The organism is Psychromonas sp. (assembly GCF_047632955.1).
GTDB lineage: Bacteria > Pseudomonadota > Gammaproteobacteria > Enterobacterales > Psychromonadaceae > Psychromonas.
This window is the reverse complement of sequence record NZ_JBLIED010000005.1, coordinates 1-16,391: the sequence shown is the minus strand read 5'-3', so window position 1 is coordinate 16,391 and position 16,391 is coordinate 1. Positions and strand designations below refer to the sequence as shown.

The window sequence follows — 16,391 nt, the reverse complement described above, 5'->3', positions numbered from 1 at the left end:
TAGGTTCAACAATCACCTGAAGTATTATTGCTTGATATGAATATTACGAGAGGCATCTTCTTGAATCCACATATAAGTGTCATCAGCAAGATTCTTTAACTGCGATTGACGTTCAGCAGTTTTCTTCCATGTTGGGTAGGTTGTTGTAAACCCGATACCTGCCTTTCCATTTCTTGTAGCAAACTCAGTTAAGCTAGCTTTTTTGTGATTATCAACTTCACCGTCGCTAGTAACTGCTTCGATTACCCATAATATGTCTGTTTCAGGGTTCCACAGCAGAACATCTGGCATAGCATCTCCTAACCTTAAGGATAAGCTAGCGCTGGCTAATGCTTCACGCTGCTCATCTGTAATACGGTCACCATCCCCATCATCAATATAGACAACTTCATAGCCTGAAAGAAAACGCTCAGCATAGACTTTGTACGACGCCGTGATTAGCAAACTATGCGCGCTCTCAACGCTCTTCTTTGCCTCCTCCGCTTGGTCTGCTTGCAATTTCAAGCGTTCACGCAATACATTTTCTTGAATCCAAACTGTTGCAATTTTCTGCCAAGAACCTTCGTCAGCTTCTAATATAGCGATAAAATCACTTGATAGTCTGTATGCTGAATTTGGTGACTTGGCCTTTGGGTGACCAGATAAGAAAGTGATATTTTTGGAGTCGAAATATGCTTTTTCTATTGCACCAATTTCCCAGAGAGGTTTAAGCCAATAATCGCGCCCCTCTCTATCGAGTTTGTCGCGGTTTCCTCTCTGGAGAATGCCAACATGTGTACCAATATGCGCAGTGGTTGCGCCATCTCTAAATAAATAACCATTTTCCGCTGCTTTTTTGAACCAGTTAGGTTCCGTGCTCATTAGTGCAAATACACCTTCAATCATATTATTAGTGCATCTATCAATCTGAGTTAGAACTCTTCTTATTTTATCTACAGTTACACTATTGTAGTTATCTGTTAAGACGTCCTCTCCATCAGCAATGCTTTTATTACGCCTTGCTATTGCATCATCCACAACACCCATCTTGCTTCCTATTCAACTGAAAAACATCCAGTTATCCTACGGAAGCTAAGGCTATTTTTCCATTCTTTTTATACGGTTATAGAATATAACCTTTCAGTTCTCAGTTTAATCTGCCATTTTTTACGCCATTAAGTGGGCTTGCAATATCATTTTTTATATTGCAATTCGATCTAACACTTCTTTGGGCATAGCCCTCGCGTTCAAAACTCTCCACTAATTTCGTACATGTCCAAAACAGCCATTATCAAAGAACCGAACGCCTGTTATCGTAATATCTATTACTACATAGTTTTTAACACTGTCATTTATTAAAGTAACAACATGGCTTTAATCTGATATGCGCGAGTTAGCACGCAAGACCAATATTGAGGTGCACAGCTCGAATCACTTGAGCAATCAGGAAAAAGTAATAACAACAAAGCAAAACTACAATAGTTAATTGATTATGTTCGTAAGGACGATACGTATTATTAACCAAGCTTGACTGAATGGACCGTCCACTGAGTATGACATTGAACACTATTCAAGAATTGCAAAACAAAAGGGTTTCAGATATGCAATCTAGTCGGTCAAGCCGATAATACTTCTGATAATCTCATGCAAAAAGCCAAACTCAATTTCTGGATTTTCTTGCTGAGTTTGAGCATAGTATTATCGTGGATAAATTGCAGAGTGGTCGAGAGCGAACTGGCAAAAAAGAGGGGGAAAAGCTTTGCTATCATATGAGCAACAAACAACGGTAAAATGCAACTTCCTAAACGTTAGGCAAAGAAACGAGCTTTTAGCTCTATTTTTATTTTATTACCTACAAATCAATAACTTGAAGTTCATCAAGTTCGGTACAAAACCTTTATCACATGCCAGCCGAACTTAGTTTTCACTAAATGCGGGGTTAATATTTCACCGGAAAAAGCCACCTTGTCAAAGGCTGGCACCATCTGACCTCTTTTAAATTCACCGAGATCGCCACCTTTTTTAGCCGATGGACAATTTGAGTATTTCTTCGCTAATGTTTGGAATTTCCCCCCTTTCTTTAACTGTAAAAGGATCTCTTCCGCTTGTTCTTTATGCTTCACTAAAATGTGCAAAGCTGCTGCTGTTCCAGCCATACTTACCTCGGTTTTTTATACTTTTGGGATTTTAACAAGATGCCATTATGTTACACGGAAAACAGAAAGAGAGGTTAAATATTGACATTTTTTATAAAAAATATTATCAATGTATTTAAGGCAGATATAAGGGAACACTCAGGGAACATTTAAATAAGAGAGAAACTCGCCGATCAAAAGCGTTGGTAAGCTAATTCATGTTTATCAAGCCAGGCAATAATATGCTCCCCGCTCATATAGATATCAAGATCGTCGTTTTTGCTGTGCTTAATCATAACTAAGTCAGTTTGCAGACCGACAAAGGATACTTTTTTTAAGTTAATATCAACACCGACATGCGGGCAATTATTACAGGATAAACGGCATAGCGTTTTGACATCACATGAAGCGGCTTGTTTAAGGTCACTTATCAAGCCCTTAGCACACAAATCCTGATAACTGACGATGACTTGATTTAATGACTTGGTCATAATAACTCCACGACGGTACAATAAAGAGGAAAATTCGTGATTTAAATTTGACGTTTAAAGAACATTAAACAATTAAAGACCAAATCAACAAATATATCCATATTTATATCAAGGCTATTTGAACAGCTTCACTTTAATTAAAAAAATTATTATAAAAATGGTTTACCCCTTGCTTTCAATGTTTTAGTGTTTTATGTAATAAAAATGAGTACAAAGCTGAAATGAGTTTCTCTTTATTACTCTAAATTAAAGCGGTTTCGTTAAGTGCACAAAAAATAACTATTTGATTTAAATTTTCCAAGGAATTCATATGAATTATATTGCAATACCATTAAGCATCTTTTTTATTTTCGTCGCACCGCTATGGTTATTTCTTTATTACCGCAGTCAAAAACAGACCAGCAAAGGTTTGTCTGCCGCCGATTTGGAACGTTTACAATCCCTCGTAAAACGTACTGAAGAGCTGCAGCATAGAATAGTCTCTTTAGAGGGAATTCTTGATAAAGAAGCGCCAAAATGGAGAGACAAATGAATAAAAAAACACTCTACAGAAACCCTGAAAATGCTAAATTAGGGGGAGTATGCGCCGGAATAGCAGAATATTTTGATATTGAAGTCTGGCTTGTTCGTTTATTAGTAGTATCGGTATTTTTATTTACAGCTGGATTTTTTGTGTTTATCGCCTATGTGATGGCGTATTTTCTGTTAGATGAGATGCCGGAAAAACAGTGGCAGCAAAATGTCTATACAAAACACAAGGTAAAAAAGAAAGCCTGGCAAACAGGCGATTCTGCACAGAAAATATTAGAAAACATAAGTATCGAATTAGATAAAATGCAGCAGAACATTGAGCAACTGGAAGACTATGTGACCTCCTTCGAATACAAACTAAACCAAGAATTTAAAAACAAAAACAAGTAGTTAAGTAACAATACCCGATAAAATAACGCCCCTAAAATGTTCAATTTGTTGTGCTATACTATAAAACATCAGATCACCTCTAGCCCTTTATTTTTTTTTAATTAGGCTATAAAAATTTTTTATCTCCATTTAGTTTTCAATATAAAAGGGCCAATATGAATTTACTGCGTTGGTGGAAAACTGCTCTCCTACTTTCTCTGCTATGGCAAATAGTGACTGTGCCTTTACGCGCAGATCTTTTTAATCCGAATCAAGTAAATACCTTCAACCTGAAATATCCAAGCTTAATGGCCGCTATCTATCAACAACATCCCGATAAACAATTTTGGACAGACTCGGTTTTGAGAAACGAATTTGAGAAACAAATATCATTAATAGTGCTGGCGAATATTAGTGATGGCCTGCTTCATAACTATCAAAGATTAATAAAAGCGAGTGCGAACAAGGATTGGCAGCACTATGAACTGATAGCATCGGACATGTTACTGTTTTATCTCTCCTACAGCGAACAAATATCCGCTACAGGGAATTCATGGCTGTTTGGTGGGGGAATAAAAAAAACAGATGCCCCCTCACAGCATTCTATCGACAATTTCTTTAATGCCTATTCGGCTCAAATGAGGTTGTTATATTTACAAGCTTTATCACCCATATCAGCACAGCAGACTGCACTTTATAACAACCTCTTACAACTAAAAAATACGCCTATTCAAAATTTTACCACAGAAAAATTGACTGAATTTTCGAAAATAGGTGACCGGCTTGAACAAAAAAACCTTCTTTTATCCCGATTAGAAATTTCCGGTGAATTGTCATCAAAAAGCAAACAAGCCTTGGAATTAGAAAATAATCAATTGTATAGCCCGGCACTTGGCAACATTATTCGCGCATTTCAAGTCCGCCATGGTTTAAGAGCCGACGCTGTTATAGGCGCAAAGACCCGATATTGGCTTAATATCAGTCGTCAGGAACGCGTCCGCTTAATGGCCCTAAACATTCTCAGGCAACAATTAAGTGCAATAGAGACGAGTAATAAAATATTGGTCAATATTCCAAATTATAAAATGGAGTATTGGGAAGCCGATCAAAAAGTATTTGAAAGTAAGATCATAGTCGGGCAAACAAAGCGTAAAACCCCGCTCTTTTCAGCGAATCTTGATACTATTGTGTTCAACCCTTCGTGGAATGTGCCAACCTCAATAATGCGTAAGGATATTCTGCCTAAAGCCTTATCAAACCCCGATTATCTAACGCAAAACCGCTATCAGATCATTGAAAATTGGCACAGTAAAAACGAAATAAGTGCAGATAAAATTGATTGGGCATCAATGACGGTCAATAATTTCCCTTACAAATTGCGTCAAAAATCAGGCCGTAGCAATGCACTTGGTTTATATAAATTTAATACACCCAATAAAAATGCCATCTATTTACATGATACCCCCGCGAGATATTTATTTGAAAAGCAAGACAGGGCATTTAGTTCAGGCTGCATTCGCGTACAAAAAGCACAACAATTTGCCCAGTTATTAATAGATAAATCCGGTTATTCCAGCAGAGATTATGAACTGCATCGTGACAGCACCGAGACCAGCATGCTCAGTCTGAAGAAAAAGATCAAAGTTTATATCATCTATGAAACCGTATGGGTGGATAAATTTGGCTCCACGCAGTTTAGAAATGATATCTATCAGTACGACAAACAAAGAATACTTTAAATTTAACTAAAAATTATTTTTTATTGAAAACAAAAAACTGTTTACTGTTCAATAACTAACCATTAGAAACCTATTTATCAGCGCTTATGCCGTCATTTTAAATTTGACTGCACCATAAAAAATCAGTATTTTCACTCTTCGCTTGTCTATTTTTCCCTTTTATACTGTTGAGTACTATGCCAAAAAAAACCGATCTTAGTCGTCGAAATGCCATGTTAACGGGGATCGTCGCCTTGGGCGCAATATGCAGCCCTTCTGTTTCATTCGCATCTTTATTTAAAGATACTCCGCGAGAATTAAATCTGAATAACCTTCATACGGGTGAGGAATTACTGACTGAGTATTTTAATGGTAAAAGCTACCAGCGCAGTGAAATGAAAAAAATAAACCATTTCTGTCGTGATTTTCGTCGTAACGAAACAATCAATATGGACAAACGACTGTTCGACCAATTATCGGCAATTCAACAAACCATTGGTTGTAATAGCCAGGTGCAATTAATTTCAGGGTATCGTTCCCCGGAGACCAATAAAATGCTTCGAGGTCAGTCCAACGGCGTGGCGAAAAAAAGTATGCATATGCTTGGACAGGCGATTGATTTTCGTTTGCAGGATGTACCACTAATAGAAGTTAAAAAAGCGGCATTATCCCTTAAAGTGGGAGGCGTAGGTTATTATCCTGACAGTAATTTTGTGCACATAGATACGGGCAGATTCCGTACTTGGGGATAGGCGTTAACAGACTTTTTCAAGAAAAATAAAATCAGCCATCACAAACCGCCTTTTCTAAGTCATAACTTAAAGGTGTCTGTAATGGCCCAATTAAAACTTATTCTTTACCCAGCTGTTTACCCCAGAGATTACCGATTAAACGCACATGTACGGTTATCTCTTCGCGATCATGATAAAGGTGCTTGGCTTGCAGTTCATACTTAAAGCCTTCATTGTCGAACATATCGGTTAATATTTTGATATCTTCAGACGCTTCCTGATAACGTTTTTTCATGGGTAATTTAAGGTTGAAAATAGCTTCTTTACACCAACCGTCAATTAACCATTGCGCCATCAGTTTAACCACCCGTTTGGGTTTCTCAATCATGTCACAGACTAACCAGTCGATGTTCTTACGCTCAGGTTCATATTTAAAGCCGTCAGCCATATAATGAGTAACCTGCCCGCTATCCATCAGGCTTTGTGCCATAGCACCATTATCAATAGCTGTGACAAACAAACCACGGCGAACCAGTTGGTATGTCCAGCCACCGGGACAGGCACCTAAATCGACAGCGCGCATGCCGGAATGTAAGCGCAGCGCCTGCTCTTCGGCCGTAAGGAAAACCTGAATAGCTTCATCAAGTTTCAATGTAGAACGACTTGGTGCTTCACTTGGTGAACGTAAACGCGGGATCCCCATGTAAAATTCACTGCGGTTATGGGGCACAGAAAAACCGATATAAGCGGATTTATTATCTAAAAAACATAAATGATAACAAAGCTTATTACGGTTCTCTTTTGCCGTGAGACTGTTCTGTTTTTTTAATGCCTGACGTAAAGGCACGGTAAATTTACGGCAAAAAGTGAGTAGCGGCTTAGTTTCGTCGCCCTCGGGGGTTTCAACATAAAGATCGCCGCCCAATGGCAGATTCCGCGTAATTTCTAAAATAGGGCTGATACGGTCGTCCAGCGGTAAATCATCAATAAAGCTTTTAACTGCAATCAACTGCCGTGCAAATATCAGCTGTTTATAATCAAGTTGCCCTAATAAATATTCCACCTGTTGCGGATCATAACACTGGTAGAAAACATAACCGCTGTTACGTTTTGTTTTAACAAAACCGAAGACTTCTAAGACGCTTGCTTTGGCCTGCAGCTCATTAGCGCAATCGTTCTCAAATCCCGGACGACAATATAATAAAATTCCTAACATACTTACCTCTAGAATGAGTTCCCGTCATCGACGTGGAAAATTTCATTCTGTTAAAACGTTAACTCACAATTTACTTATCTCAACTCGGGAAAATAAAAGTCTGATACTTTTATTTTATACAGTGTCACTGTACTTCTCTCGAGTTGAGCTTACTTGGTACTATTTTTATGACGTAACAAACTCAGGACAATTAAAAGCCAGGCGACAATTAAGCACAAACCACCCAGTGGCGTAATCGCGCCCAATATTTTTGTTCCGGTCAAAACATACAGATACAAACTGCCACTGAATAAAGTGATCCCTAATACAAAAGCAATTTTACTCGCCGTTAAAAAAGCGTTGCTGATAAAAAGGGATAATATACAAACTGCAAATAAAGTGATCGCATGAAACAGTTGATAAGTGACCGCCAATTGAAAATATTCAATCTGTTTTAACGTCGCCCAAGCCGATAGCCCGTGACTGCCATAAGCCCCCAACGCAACGCCCGTCGCCCCTAATAAAGAGGCTGTTATTAAAAACAGGCGGGTTGGTCGGGTTAGGTTTATTTGCGGCTGCTGCATTATTCGGTATCAATAATATCAAGACTTTTAGCTAACTCATCGATCTGCTTCATTTGCGAAAGGAAGGCTTTTAACTGACTCAATGGTAATGCACAAGGACCATCACATTTTGCATTAGCCGGATCAGGATGAGATTCCAGAAAAAGACCGGCAATACTTTGTGACATACCCGCTAAACCCAGTTGTACAACTTGACTGCGGCGACCATCGGCACTGTCGCTGCGTGCACCCGGTTTTTGCAGAGAATGCGTGACGTCAAAAATGACCGGATAACCGGTTTCTTTCATGGTACTGAAACCAAGCATATCAACGACCAGGTTGTTATAACCGAAACAGCTGCCGCGCTCACAAAGAATAATGTTGTCATTACCCGCTTCATTAAACTTAGTAATGATATGTTTCATTTCATGCGGCGCTAAAAACTGGGCTTTTTTAACATTGATAACCGCATTGGTTTCAGCCATGGCTTTAACCAGATCAGTTTGGCGACTTAAAAAGGCGGGTAACTGGATAACATCAACGACCTCGGCCACGGCCGCTGCTTGATATGGTTCGTGCACGTCGGTAATAATAGGCACATTAAAGGTATTTTTAATCTCTTCAAAAATACGCAGTCCTTCTTCAAGACCCGGCCCACGGTAACTGTGAATAGACGAACGGTTGGCTTTGTCAAATGAGGCTTTAAATACATAGGGAATATTTAAGGCCGTTGTCGCTTCAACGTAGGTTTCTACGACGCGCATCGCCAAATCACGCGATTCAAGCACATTCATTCCGCCAAACAACACAAAGGGAAGATCATTAGCAACGTTAATATTGCCTACTTTAATAATTTTTTGTTTCATTACTTGCTCACTTTATTAATCTGATTAATGGACCACTTGCGCATGCGTATCAATATCTATCTGTCTGATTTGTCGTTTTAACAAACCGACGATAGGATCCTGTGGATGGTGCTCAATGAAAAACTCAAAGTCTGTTCGCGCTAAATTTAAACAGTCTAGTTGCTGAAATAAAAACCCGCGGTCTCTCACTTCATAGGCATCGCTGGCATCAATCCGCAGTAACATATCGCAGCACAACAGTGCCTGTTCTAATGACTCCTGTTGAATATAAGCGGCCTTGATAACATTAATTAAACGCATAATAATGGTTTTATTGTCATCGGGATCCAACATTTCAGGACTAAGACGGGCATGGTTACCTAGTTGACCACGCAGTTTAAGTTCAAGTAATTCTGTTGACGCCAGTTCACCGGTAAAGGGATCAATATAGAGTATTTCATCTGCAATATTGACACGAACAATAAAACCACTCGGGAAACAGATCCCCTGTGCATCAAACTGATTTTCTTTTAAGAAATCCAGCAGTAATACCCCCAAACTGATTGGAATACCTTTTCTACGTGATAATACATTTGAAATAAGGGCGTTTTCTACTTTGAAAAATGCTTTCCAATCACCCTCGAATGCTTGCTGCTGATATAAACAATCAATTAATTTTAACAACTTGGTTTTATCAACAAGATCAAAAGTGGATAACTGCGACTGCAGAACAAGATGCTGTAAGCGTAACGTCTTATGAAACTCCGTCACGTTGAGCCCGGTTAATTCAGACTCGACAGAAATGGCGGCATCGATGAGCGAATGTTCTGCGAAATTAAACTGATCATTTATAATAAATTCTGTCCTTTCATTTTTAGAAACTGTTGTCATTTTTTATCCTAGCAATAATATAGCTTGTTTACTGAACACCAGTTGTCCGATATAAACAATCCAAGCAAACGCGCCAACCAAGGCGAAATATCGCATTCCTTTACTGGTTTTTTCTCTCAAAGCCACATTTACAAGAATTAAGTAACCGATAAATGCAACTATTTTTTCAACTAACCAATAATTTTGGATGTCGAAGGGGTTGATCTGCAAAACCCCCATCAAGGCTAAACCTATCACTACAATAGTAAGATGAGTGTGTAATAATATTTTTTTGAAAATAACTTTTTGAGCATTTTTATGATCCGTTACTCTCCAATAAAAACACAAGAGAAACAGCACAACCGCTATTAATATCAGCGTTAAATGAGTATGTTTTAAAAGTTCGTACATTTACTTCTCCACCCGTTAGGTTTATTTTAATAATGAATCAGGTTGGTTAAATAATCCCATGGTAACGCGATCATTATCCCCGTAATCTTTGATGGTAATGACCTTCGAATAACCTAAGTCAGTGAGTATTTCTCTAACAGCTGAACCCTGTTCAAAACCATGTTCAACCAATAAATACCCCCCTTTTTTTAAATATCCCGGCGTTTGCTGTGCAATTTTGCGAATATCTGCCAGACCATTTTCTTCGGCAACTAACGCCGACAGCGGCTCAAAACGAACATCTCCCAGCAACAGATGACGATTGCCTTTTTCAATATAAGGCGGATTGGAAACAATCACGTCAAACAAACCGTCAACATTATCAAACCAATTGCTGTGTTTAAAATGGACATTGTTAAGCTTTAAATCTCTGCCATTTTCAATCGCTAACGCCACCGCCCTTTCATTAACATCAACTCCCAGACAATAGGCATTGGGTAATTCACTGGCCAGCGCTAAAATAATAGCACCACTGCCCGTACCGAGATCTAAAATACGGCCATTCGCCGCGCAATAGTCAAGGGCGCTTTCAACCAACATTTCGCTGTCAGGACGCGGTATCAGTGTTGAGTTATTAACCTTTAAAGGCAATGACCAAAATTCTCTGACACCCGTTAAATGGGCAACGGGAACACCATCGGCCCGTTGCTTAATCAGCCCTTCAAAAGCATTTTTTTGCGCGGTGCTGAGCTCGCGCTCAGGCCAGGTCATCAGGTAAATAGTTTCTTTTTCTAAAACAAAAGCAAGCAGTACCTGCGCATCCAATAAAGCACTTTCACTGTTTACTAAGGTAAGCTTTGCCCAGGTGAGTGTTTCATCTATCGACAACTAGAATTCCGCCTGAGAAAGTGCGGCAAGTTTATCGGCTTGATCCTCGAGCAAGATAGGCTCAAGTAACGCATTTAAATCACCTTCTAATACCTCATTCAAACGGTATATGGTTAAGTTGATACGGTGATCACTAACACGCCCCTGTGGATAGTTGTAGGTCCGAATACGTTCACTGCGATCCCCACTTGCGACTAAGCTGCGGCGTATAGTTTGCTCTTCAGCATGGCTCTTTTCATCCTCAGCCTGCTGCAGGCGCGACTGTAACACAGACATCGCTTGTGCTCTGTTTTTATGCTGTGAACGCTGATCCTGACACTCGACCACGGTACCTGTAGGTAAGTGAGTAAGTCGAATCGCTGAATCGGTTTTATTGACGTGCTGTCCACCGGCGCCGGATGCGCGGAAGGTATCAACCTTAAGGTCACCAGGATTAATGGAGATTGCCTCAGCTTCCGGAACTTCCGGCATCACCACAACGGTGCAAGCAGAAGTATGAATACGACCTTGAGATTCAGTCTCCGGCACACGCTGTACACGATGACCGCCAGACTCAAATTTCATAATACCGTATGCGCCCTCGCCATCAATCTTAGCAATCAGTTCTTTGTAACCGCCCTGCTCACTGGTATTGCTGTTCATTACCTCAATCCGCCAACCTTTGCTTTCAACGTATTTGCTGTACATACGAAACAGGTTGCCCGCAAAAATAGCCGCTTCATCACCACCCGCGCCCGCTCTAATTTCTAAATAACAGTTACGGTCATCGTTCGGATCCTTTGGCAGCAGTAAAATCTGTAACTCACCCGCCAATTTTTCGACAGTCTGTTTGGCAGCTTTGATTTCATCTTTAGCCATTTCACGCATATCGGGATCATCATCGTCGGCCATCATTTGCGCAACGGCAAGATCATTTTGTGCGTTTTGATATTTTTGAAAGGAAAGGACAACCACTTCCAGTTGTGAATACTCTTTGGTTAACTCCCGGTATTTATTTTGATCACTGATCGTCGCCGGATCACCTAATAATGCCTGAACCTCTTCATAACGTTCAACCAGACCTTCGAGCTTTGCCACTATTGATGCTTTCATATTCTTCTCTTATGTTCTTTTATTCATTTGCTGAGTGTACAGCGAATGTTAATCTTTTTTGCTCAGACCTAAGGCATTACGCAACAACTTCAGTTCATCATCATTACCCGACCGAGCAATATCGGTCAGCGCCAGACTGGGATGATGAATCAATTTATTGGTCAATTTAAAGGCTAATTCTTTTAAAACGTTCTCAACTTCCGCGCCATTTTGCAATTCAGCAGAGGCTTTATTTAATAAATCATCTCGCAGCTGTTCACTGTTTTGACGATACGTACGAATAGACTCAACCGCTTTAAGCGAATCAATCCATGATATAAATTCAACAATGCAGCCCTCGACAATTTTTTCCGCTTCCAGCGCAGCGACCTGACGGGCTTGTTTATTTTCTTCAATGATCCCGTGTAAATCATCAACGCTGTAAAGGTATACATCTCTTAACTCTGACACCTCAGCTTCAATATCCCGCGGTACGGCGATATCTATAAATAGCATGGGCCGATTGCGACGCGCTTTTAACGCCCTTTCCACCATCCCTTTGCCAATGATAGGCAGCGGACTTGCAGTCGATGAGATAATTATATCAGCTTGAGCAAGGTGATTGGGAATTTCCCCGAGCGTGATAGCCTGCGCATCAAACTGTTCAACCAATGCCATCGCCCGCGATAACGTACGATTAGCAATAGTGATATTCGGAACTTGGTGCTCAATTAAATACTTACCCACTAACTCGATAGTTTCGCCCGCACCGATTAATAAAACCCGGCTTTGAGATAAGTCACTGAATATTTGTTTCGCCAAACAAACCGCCGCAAAGGCAACCGAAATGGCATTAGCACCGATTTGTGTTTCAGTACGTACCCGCTTTGCCACCGTGAAGGTATGTTGAAACCATTTTTGTAAAATTTTATCAACACCCTTAGCTTGTTTAGCCGTGGCAAAAGCTTGTTTTATCTGCCCTAATATTTGCGGCTCACCTAAGACTAACGAATCTAGCCCGCAGGCAACGCGAAAAAGATGCTGGATAGCCTGATCGTGATGATAACAATACATACGAGGTTTTAATTTATGTTCTTCGATTTGATGAAAAGAACAAAGCCACTTAATGACCTCGTCGCAGTTATCCTGCTTTAGATGGCAGTAAATTTCAGTACGGTTACAAGTTGAAACAATGACCGCTTCCAATACAGAGGGTTGTGCTAATAATGCTTGATAGGCACCTAACAACAGCTCGTCTGAAAAAGCGATTTTTTCACGCATTGCGACTGAAGCAGTTTGATGATTAATTCCTAAAGCAAATAGAGGCATGTAATAATTTCACAAAACAAGTTAAAACGGTTAGGGGAGAGGGCTGAATTCTACGGGCATTTACACAGAAGTTAAAGAAAACGATGTATATCGACTACATTTAAGTAATTTATTTTCACATCTAACGCTTAACAGCGCACGAAACAGAGCAGAAATGACAAATTTTTCTTTTAATATTTTTACAAGTAAGCAGCCCTTGGGTATTATCACCTTAATTAAGGTCCACTCACTTCAACTAAGATGTTGTTTAAATCATGCCTATTAAAAAAATCGTCGTCTTTTTATTTTTCATTTCTTCACTCTCGGGATGTACATTTCTTTACGATACCTTTGTATATCAAATTGATGTTACACAGGGTAATTACCTCGAGGATGACAAACTAGATCAAATAAACCTTGGTATGTCCCAGGAACAAGTCATTTTTATTCTTGGCTCCCCCATGCTGATAGATCAATTCGATTCATCCAAATGGTATTATATTCGTTATATCAAACCGGGCGGAGAAGCAATTGAACAGGATCATGTGGTTTTTACCTTTGATAATAGATTGCTGACTAAGATCACAAGAGAAGGTCAAATTGATACAAATCCCCTTATTAAAACCCCTAAGGGACGAAATGCACCGAATGCAGCAACTGAAGACCCCAGCACTATCGATGACGCGCAAACAGATAATACCTCACCTATTATTGTAAATTAGCGTTACTTGAATTTAGCAATAATAAGCGTAATAAATCCAGCTAAACTTATTACGCTTATTATCTTAACTTAACCTGTTGAAGATACAGGTATAAGTGATTAGCGCTAATCAACTATTTTTTACTCATTTTAGCGGCGCGTAATTTGCGCATCTCTTTAGGATCGGCCGTTAGCGGACGATAAATTTCGATACGATCCCCCGCTTTAACAATACTAGACAATTTATCTGGCCGGCTGAAAATACCAACCACAGCTTCACTTGGTATAATTTCCGGAAAATAAGTTGTTATCCCGGATAACTTAATACACTCTTCTAGCGTACTACCCACTGGCACAGATAACGACAATAAAACTTGTTTATCCGGTCTGCCATAAACAACTTCAATTTCAATCAACTCGTTCATAATTTTTCCTATCGTATTCCGTAAACTACTTTTGCACGGCTGGAAAAAGATTTCACCATGGAACCCACTAACTCATGAAAAATTCGCCCGAATGCAAGTTCAGCCAGTGAACTATTAAATTCAAACTCTAAATCTAAATTTATTTTACAGGCTTGTTCGTCGAGTTCAGAAAATGTCCAGCCGCCCCTTAAATGTTTAAAAGGGCCATCGACTAAGTTCATTAAAATGCTTTGACCATTTACTAGAATGTTTTCAGTGGTAAAGGTTTGACTGATACCGGCTTTTGACACTTTAACTGAAGCGCGCATCACATTGTCATTGTTTGTTAATATATTAGCATCAACACAGCCCGGCAAAAATTCAGGGTAAGCATTGACATCATTAACCAATTGATACATTTCTTCGGCGCTATACATAAGTAACGCACTACGAGATACCTGTGCCATCTGCTCTCCCTCTTTAAAAAAAGTTATATTACACGATTCGCACCATCAAGAAAAAACAAATAGAGAATTTATGCTAAATTTCAGCAACTTTTATACAAATCTTCAAGGAATTTATATTAGTCACTCTATCAATTTATAATAGTCACTCTATAATGCGAGACTATGGCTAAAAATAATTCTAAAACTAAAAAAAACGACAACACGATTGCACGAAATAAACGTGCTAGTCACGACTACCACCTAGAAGAACGCTTTGAAGCAGGTCTTGAATTACAGGGTTGGGAAGTTAAATCGTTACGCGCGGGCAAAGCGAATATCGCTGATAGTTATATTTTCCTGAAAAATGGAGAAGCATGGCTATTGGGTGCCACTTTCCCTCCCCTTCTTGCAGCGTCGTCACATGTTGTATGTGACCCTATGCGTTATCGTAAATTACTGCTTAACAGACGAGAACTCGACAACTTAGTCGGTAAAGTTGAGCGCCAAGGTTATTCTATCATTCCTATCTCGTTATACTGGAAACACGCTTGGGTAAAAATATCATTTGCACTGGCAAAAGGTAAACAAGATCATGACAAACGTGCCGACGTGAAAGACAGAGAATGGAAAGTACAAAAAGAACGTATGATGAAGCACGACACGCGCAAATAAAGCGTAAAAAAATAAAATGTGATATAGATAACACTATCTTTAATTTTCAAAGGTTGTTATAGTGTAACCGTTATCAATAGCAATATTAATAACCACCGGGGATGATTTAGGACTCGACGAGATTCTTGAAACCCAAGGTGCATGCCGAGGTGGCGGTTGGCCTCGTAAAAAGCCGCCAACGTTATAGTTGCAAACGACTCTAACTACTCTCTAGCAGCTTAGGCTAGCTAGCCTTCCACCCACGTTTCTCCCATGGGCAGGGATTCGGAAGGTCATTTACATTGGATAGCGAGGGAACCTTGTTCGAGGGTGAACCGCGAAACAGTATCGGACTCGCTTTTTGATATCCTGTCAGTTGGAGATCAACGAGTTAACCAAATAACTGACTAAGCATGTAGTACCGAGGATGTAGGTTTTTCGGACGGGGGTTCGACTCCCCCCATCTCCACCACCTATAGGTCTTTTTAAGACCGACTAAGACCCGCAACACCAGTCACCAACTGGTTTGCGGGTTTTTTTATGTCTATAGGGTTCGAGGGGCATTGGTGACATCCAGCACTTTAAGTAGTATGTTTAGTAGTACTACATCCTAACTGCTAAAGCTGGTACTACATATGGCAAAAACTACGCCCTTAACAAATACAGAAGTTAAACAAGCAAACCCAAAAGTGAAGAACAGCAAACTTTACAAACATTAGACACAAGCCGACTGTTCCTATCACGCAGTATTACTGCCCTAGGCAACCATTTGCGCGCAATGCTATTGAATATGGCATTGTCAGTACTGTCGGTGTCAAAGGATTAACTAAGGCCGTGCTGGAGACGCTTGATGAAGCGAGCTTATTACCAGAGTGTGCGGTCAACCGTTAATCAACTTTGGGTAACCTATTTGCACTTAAAAACAGAGTTAGCCCAGTTAATAAAAACCAAAAACAGTCTGATCCGCCAGTCACCGCCCTGTAAATCATTAATGGATTTAGAAGGCGTTGCTGAAGTATGTGCTGGCATGCTGTATTCATCCATTGGTGATGGAAAGCAGTTTAAAAGTGGGCGGGAGGCATCGGCTTTTATAGGGTTAACACCTA

Annotated in this window: 20 protein-coding genes and 1 other RNA gene; 8 read left to right on the top strand and 13 right to left on the bottom strand. The window is 39.9% G+C overall.

Annotated features, from left to right (window positions below):
- Window positions 1-24: 24 nt before the first annotated feature.
- The 3 genes from ACJAZP_RS05255 to ACJAZP_RS05245 all read right to left on the bottom strand — a co-directional run bounded on the left by ACJAZP_RS05255 (window position 25) and on the right by ACJAZP_RS05245 (window position 2,605).
- Window positions 25-1,026, bottom strand: a complete 1,002-nt coding sequence (locus ACJAZP_RS05255; protein ID WP_415229688.1) for a BsuBI/PstI family type II restriction endonuclease — start codon at window positions 1,024-1,026, stop codon at window positions 25-27.
- An 830-nt stretch (window positions 1,027-1,856) separates the two neighbouring features.
- On the bottom strand, window positions 1,857-2,135 hold the full coding sequence (locus ACJAZP_RS05250; protein ID WP_415229687.1) for a peptidylprolyl isomerase: 279 nt from the start codon (window positions 2,133-2,135) through the stop codon (window positions 1,857-1,859).
- 173 nt (window positions 2,136-2,308) lie between these two features.
- A complete protein-coding gene (locus ACJAZP_RS05245) occupies window positions 2,309-2,605 on the bottom strand; it encodes a hypothetical protein (protein WP_415229686.1) in 297 nt (98 codons plus the stop codon).
- Window positions 2,606-2,915: 310 nt separating this feature from the next.
- On the opposite strand from ACJAZP_RS05245, the gene pspB reads away from it, so the two are divergent.
- From pspB to ACJAZP_RS05225, 4 genes are all read left to right on the top strand, one after another.
- Window positions 2,916-3,137, top strand: coding sequence for an envelope stress response membrane protein PspB (gene pspB, locus ACJAZP_RS05240; RefSeq protein WP_415229685.1), 222 nt, complete (start codon window positions 2,916-2,918; stop codon window positions 3,135-3,137).
- Window positions 3,134-3,526: an envelope stress response membrane protein PspC gene (gene pspC, locus ACJAZP_RS05235; protein WP_415229684.1), complete on the top strand. Its 393-nt coding sequence runs from the start codon at window positions 3,134-3,136 to the stop codon at window positions 3,524-3,526. Before pspB ends, pspC begins: the two co-directional genes overlap by 4 nt.
- 155 nt (window positions 3,527-3,681) lie before the next feature.
- Complete coding sequence (locus ACJAZP_RS05230; protein ID WP_415229683.1) at window positions 3,682-5,244, top strand: L,D-transpeptidase family protein; 1,563 nt, start codon at window positions 3,682-3,684, stop codon at window positions 5,242-5,244.
- Window positions 5,245-5,420: 176 nt separating this feature from the next.
- Window positions 5,421-5,975, top strand: a complete 555-nt coding sequence (locus tag ACJAZP_RS05225; protein ID WP_415229682.1) for a DUF882 domain-containing protein — start codon at window positions 5,421-5,423, stop codon at window positions 5,973-5,975.
- A gap of 97 nt (window positions 5,976-6,072) precedes the next feature.
- Here ACJAZP_RS05225 and rlmM read toward each other — a convergent pair whose 3' ends face one another.
- The 8 genes from rlmM to hemA form a co-directional block, all read right to left on the bottom strand.
- Window positions 6,073-7,170 carry a 23S rRNA (cytidine(2498)-2'-O)-methyltransferase RlmM gene (gene rlmM / locus ACJAZP_RS05220; RefSeq protein ID WP_415229681.1) on the bottom strand — a complete coding sequence of 366 codons (1,098 nt, stop codon included), beginning with the start codon at window positions 7,168-7,170 and terminating at the stop codon, window positions 6,073-6,075.
- Between the two features lie 149 nt (window positions 7,171-7,319).
- Entirely contained in the window at window positions 7,320-7,733 is a 414-nt protein-coding gene (locus ACJAZP_RS05215) for a DUF423 domain-containing protein (RefSeq protein ID WP_415229680.1), read from the bottom strand.
- The gene (kdsA, locus tag ACJAZP_RS05210; RefSeq protein ID WP_415229679.1) at window positions 7,733-8,578 is read right to left on the bottom strand and encodes a 3-deoxy-8-phosphooctulonate synthase; all 846 of its coding nucleotides are present in this window, start codon (window positions 8,576-8,578) and stop codon (window positions 7,733-7,735) included. The genes ACJAZP_RS05215 and kdsA overlap by 1 nt, the downstream gene beginning before the upstream one ends.
- A 24-nt stretch (window positions 8,579-8,602) precedes the next feature.
- A complete protein-coding gene (locus tag ACJAZP_RS05205) occupies window positions 8,603-9,448 on the bottom strand; it encodes a SirB1 family protein (RefSeq protein WP_415229678.1) in 846 nt (281 codons plus the stop codon).
- 3 nt (window positions 9,449-9,451) lie between these two features.
- Window positions 9,452-9,838 carry a SirB2 family protein gene (locus ACJAZP_RS05200; protein WP_415229677.1) on the bottom strand — a complete coding sequence of 129 codons (387 nt, stop codon included), beginning with the start codon at window positions 9,836-9,838 and terminating at the stop codon, window positions 9,452-9,454.
- A gap of 21 nt (window positions 9,839-9,859) precedes the next feature.
- Complete coding sequence (gene prmC / locus ACJAZP_RS05195) at window positions 9,860-10,705, bottom strand: peptide chain release factor N(5)-glutamine methyltransferase (RefSeq protein ID WP_415229676.1); 846 nt, start codon at window positions 10,703-10,705, stop codon at window positions 9,860-9,862.
- On the bottom strand, window positions 10,706-11,797 hold the full coding sequence (prfA, locus tag ACJAZP_RS05190; protein ID WP_415229675.1) for a peptide chain release factor 1: 1,092 nt from the start codon (window positions 11,795-11,797) through the stop codon (window positions 10,706-10,708).
- Between the two features lie 48 nt (window positions 11,798-11,845).
- A complete protein-coding gene (gene hemA, locus ACJAZP_RS05185; protein WP_415229674.1) occupies window positions 11,846-13,105 on the bottom strand; it encodes a glutamyl-tRNA reductase in 1,260 nt (419 codons plus the stop codon).
- A gap of 254 nt (window positions 13,106-13,359) precedes the next feature.
- Between hemA and ACJAZP_RS05180 the strand changes: the two genes are divergently transcribed.
- On the top strand, window positions 13,360-13,806 hold the full coding sequence (locus ACJAZP_RS05180; protein WP_415229673.1) for an outer membrane protein assembly factor BamE: 447 nt from the start codon (window positions 13,360-13,362) through the stop codon (window positions 13,804-13,806).
- Between the two features lie 112 nt (window positions 13,807-13,918).
- On the opposite strand, the gene ACJAZP_RS05175 is transcribed toward ACJAZP_RS05180, so the two are convergent.
- Entirely contained in the window at window positions 13,919-14,209 is a 291-nt protein-coding gene (locus tag ACJAZP_RS05175) for an RnfH family protein (RefSeq protein ID WP_415229672.1), read from the bottom strand.
- An 8-nt stretch (window positions 14,210-14,217) separates the two neighbouring features.
- Complete coding sequence (locus ACJAZP_RS05170; protein WP_415229671.1) at window positions 14,218-14,655, bottom strand: SRPBCC family protein; 438 nt, start codon at window positions 14,653-14,655, stop codon at window positions 14,218-14,220.
- Window positions 14,656-14,817: 162 nt separating this feature from the next.
- Between ACJAZP_RS05170 and smpB the strand changes: the two genes are divergently transcribed.
- The 3 genes from smpB to ACJAZP_RS05155 form a co-directional block, all read left to right on the top strand.
- The gene (smpB, locus tag ACJAZP_RS05165; RefSeq protein WP_415229670.1) at window positions 14,818-15,306 is read left to right on the top strand and encodes an SsrA-binding protein SmpB; all 489 of its coding nucleotides are present in this window, start codon (window positions 14,818-14,820) and stop codon (window positions 15,304-15,306) included.
- A 97-nt stretch (window positions 15,307-15,403) separates the two neighbouring features.
- Window positions 15,404-15,757, top strand: a transfer-messenger RNA (tmRNA) gene (gene ssrA / locus ACJAZP_RS05160).
- Between the two features lie 378 nt (window positions 15,758-16,135).
- On the top strand, window positions 16,136-16,391 hold a 256-nt coding region (locus ACJAZP_RS05155; protein WP_415229669.1), incomplete at its 3' end, for a transposase.

What these genes read in the sequence shown, in the direction of transcription:
- ACJAZP_RS05255 (WP_415229688.1), bottom strand. Translation starts at nt 1,026, where the DNA reads ATGGGTGTTGTGGATGATGCAATAGCAAGGCGTAATAAAAGCATTGCT.
- ACJAZP_RS05250 (WP_415229687.1), bottom strand. Translation starts at nt 2,135, where the DNA reads ATGGCTGGAACAGCAGCAGCTTTGCACATTTTAGTGAAGCATAAAGAA.
- ACJAZP_RS05245 (WP_415229686.1), bottom strand. Translation starts at nt 2,605, where the DNA reads ATGACCAAGTCATTAAATCAAGTCATCGTCAGTTATCAGGATTTGTGT.
- pspB (WP_415229685.1), top strand. Translation starts at nt 2,916, where the DNA reads ATGAATTATATTGCAATACCATTAAGCATCTTTTTTATTTTCGTCGCA.
- pspC (WP_415229684.1), top strand. Translation starts at nt 3,134, where the DNA reads ATGAATAAAAAAACACTCTACAGAAACCCTGAAAATGCTAAATTAGGG.
- ACJAZP_RS05230 (WP_415229683.1), top strand. Translation starts at nt 3,682, where the DNA reads ATGAATTTACTGCGTTGGTGGAAAACTGCTCTCCTACTTTCTCTGCTA.
- ACJAZP_RS05225 (WP_415229682.1), top strand. Translation starts at nt 5,421, where the DNA reads ATGCCAAAAAAAACCGATCTTAGTCGTCGAAATGCCATGTTAACGGGG.
- rlmM (WP_415229681.1), bottom strand. Translation starts at nt 7,170, where the DNA reads ATGTTAGGAATTTTATTATATTGTCGTCCGGGATTTGAGAACGATTGC.
- ACJAZP_RS05215 (WP_415229680.1), bottom strand. Translation starts at nt 7,733, where the DNA reads ATGCAGCAGCCGCAAATAAACCTAACCCGACCAACCCGCCTGTTTTTA.
- kdsA (WP_415229679.1), bottom strand. Translation starts at nt 8,578, where the DNA reads ATGAAACAAAAAATTATTAAAGTAGGCAATATTAACGTTGCTAATGAT.
- ACJAZP_RS05205 (WP_415229678.1), bottom strand. Translation starts at nt 9,448, where the DNA reads ATGACAACAGTTTCTAAAAATGAAAGGACAGAATTTATTATAAATGAT.
- ACJAZP_RS05200 (WP_415229677.1), bottom strand. Translation starts at nt 9,838, where the DNA reads ATGTACGAACTTTTAAAACATACTCATTTAACGCTGATATTAATAGCG.
- prfA (WP_415229675.1), bottom strand. Translation starts at nt 11,797, where the DNA reads ATGAAAGCATCAATAGTGGCAAAGCTCGAAGGTCTGGTTGAACGTTAT.
- hemA (WP_415229674.1), bottom strand. Translation starts at nt 13,105, where the DNA reads ATGCCTCTATTTGCTTTAGGAATTAATCATCAAACTGCTTCAGTCGCA.
- ACJAZP_RS05180 (WP_415229673.1), top strand. Translation starts at nt 13,360, where the DNA reads ATGCCTATTAAAAAAATCGTCGTCTTTTTATTTTTCATTTCTTCACTC.
- ACJAZP_RS05175 (WP_415229672.1), bottom strand. Translation starts at nt 14,209, where the DNA reads ATGAACGAGTTGATTGAAATTGAAGTTGTTTATGGCAGACCGGATAAA.
- ACJAZP_RS05170 (WP_415229671.1), bottom strand. Translation starts at nt 14,655, where the DNA reads ATGGCACAGGTATCTCGTAGTGCGTTACTTATGTATAGCGCCGAAGAA.
- smpB (WP_415229670.1), top strand. Translation starts at nt 14,818, where the DNA reads ATGGCTAAAAATAATTCTAAAACTAAAAAAAACGACAACACGATTGCA.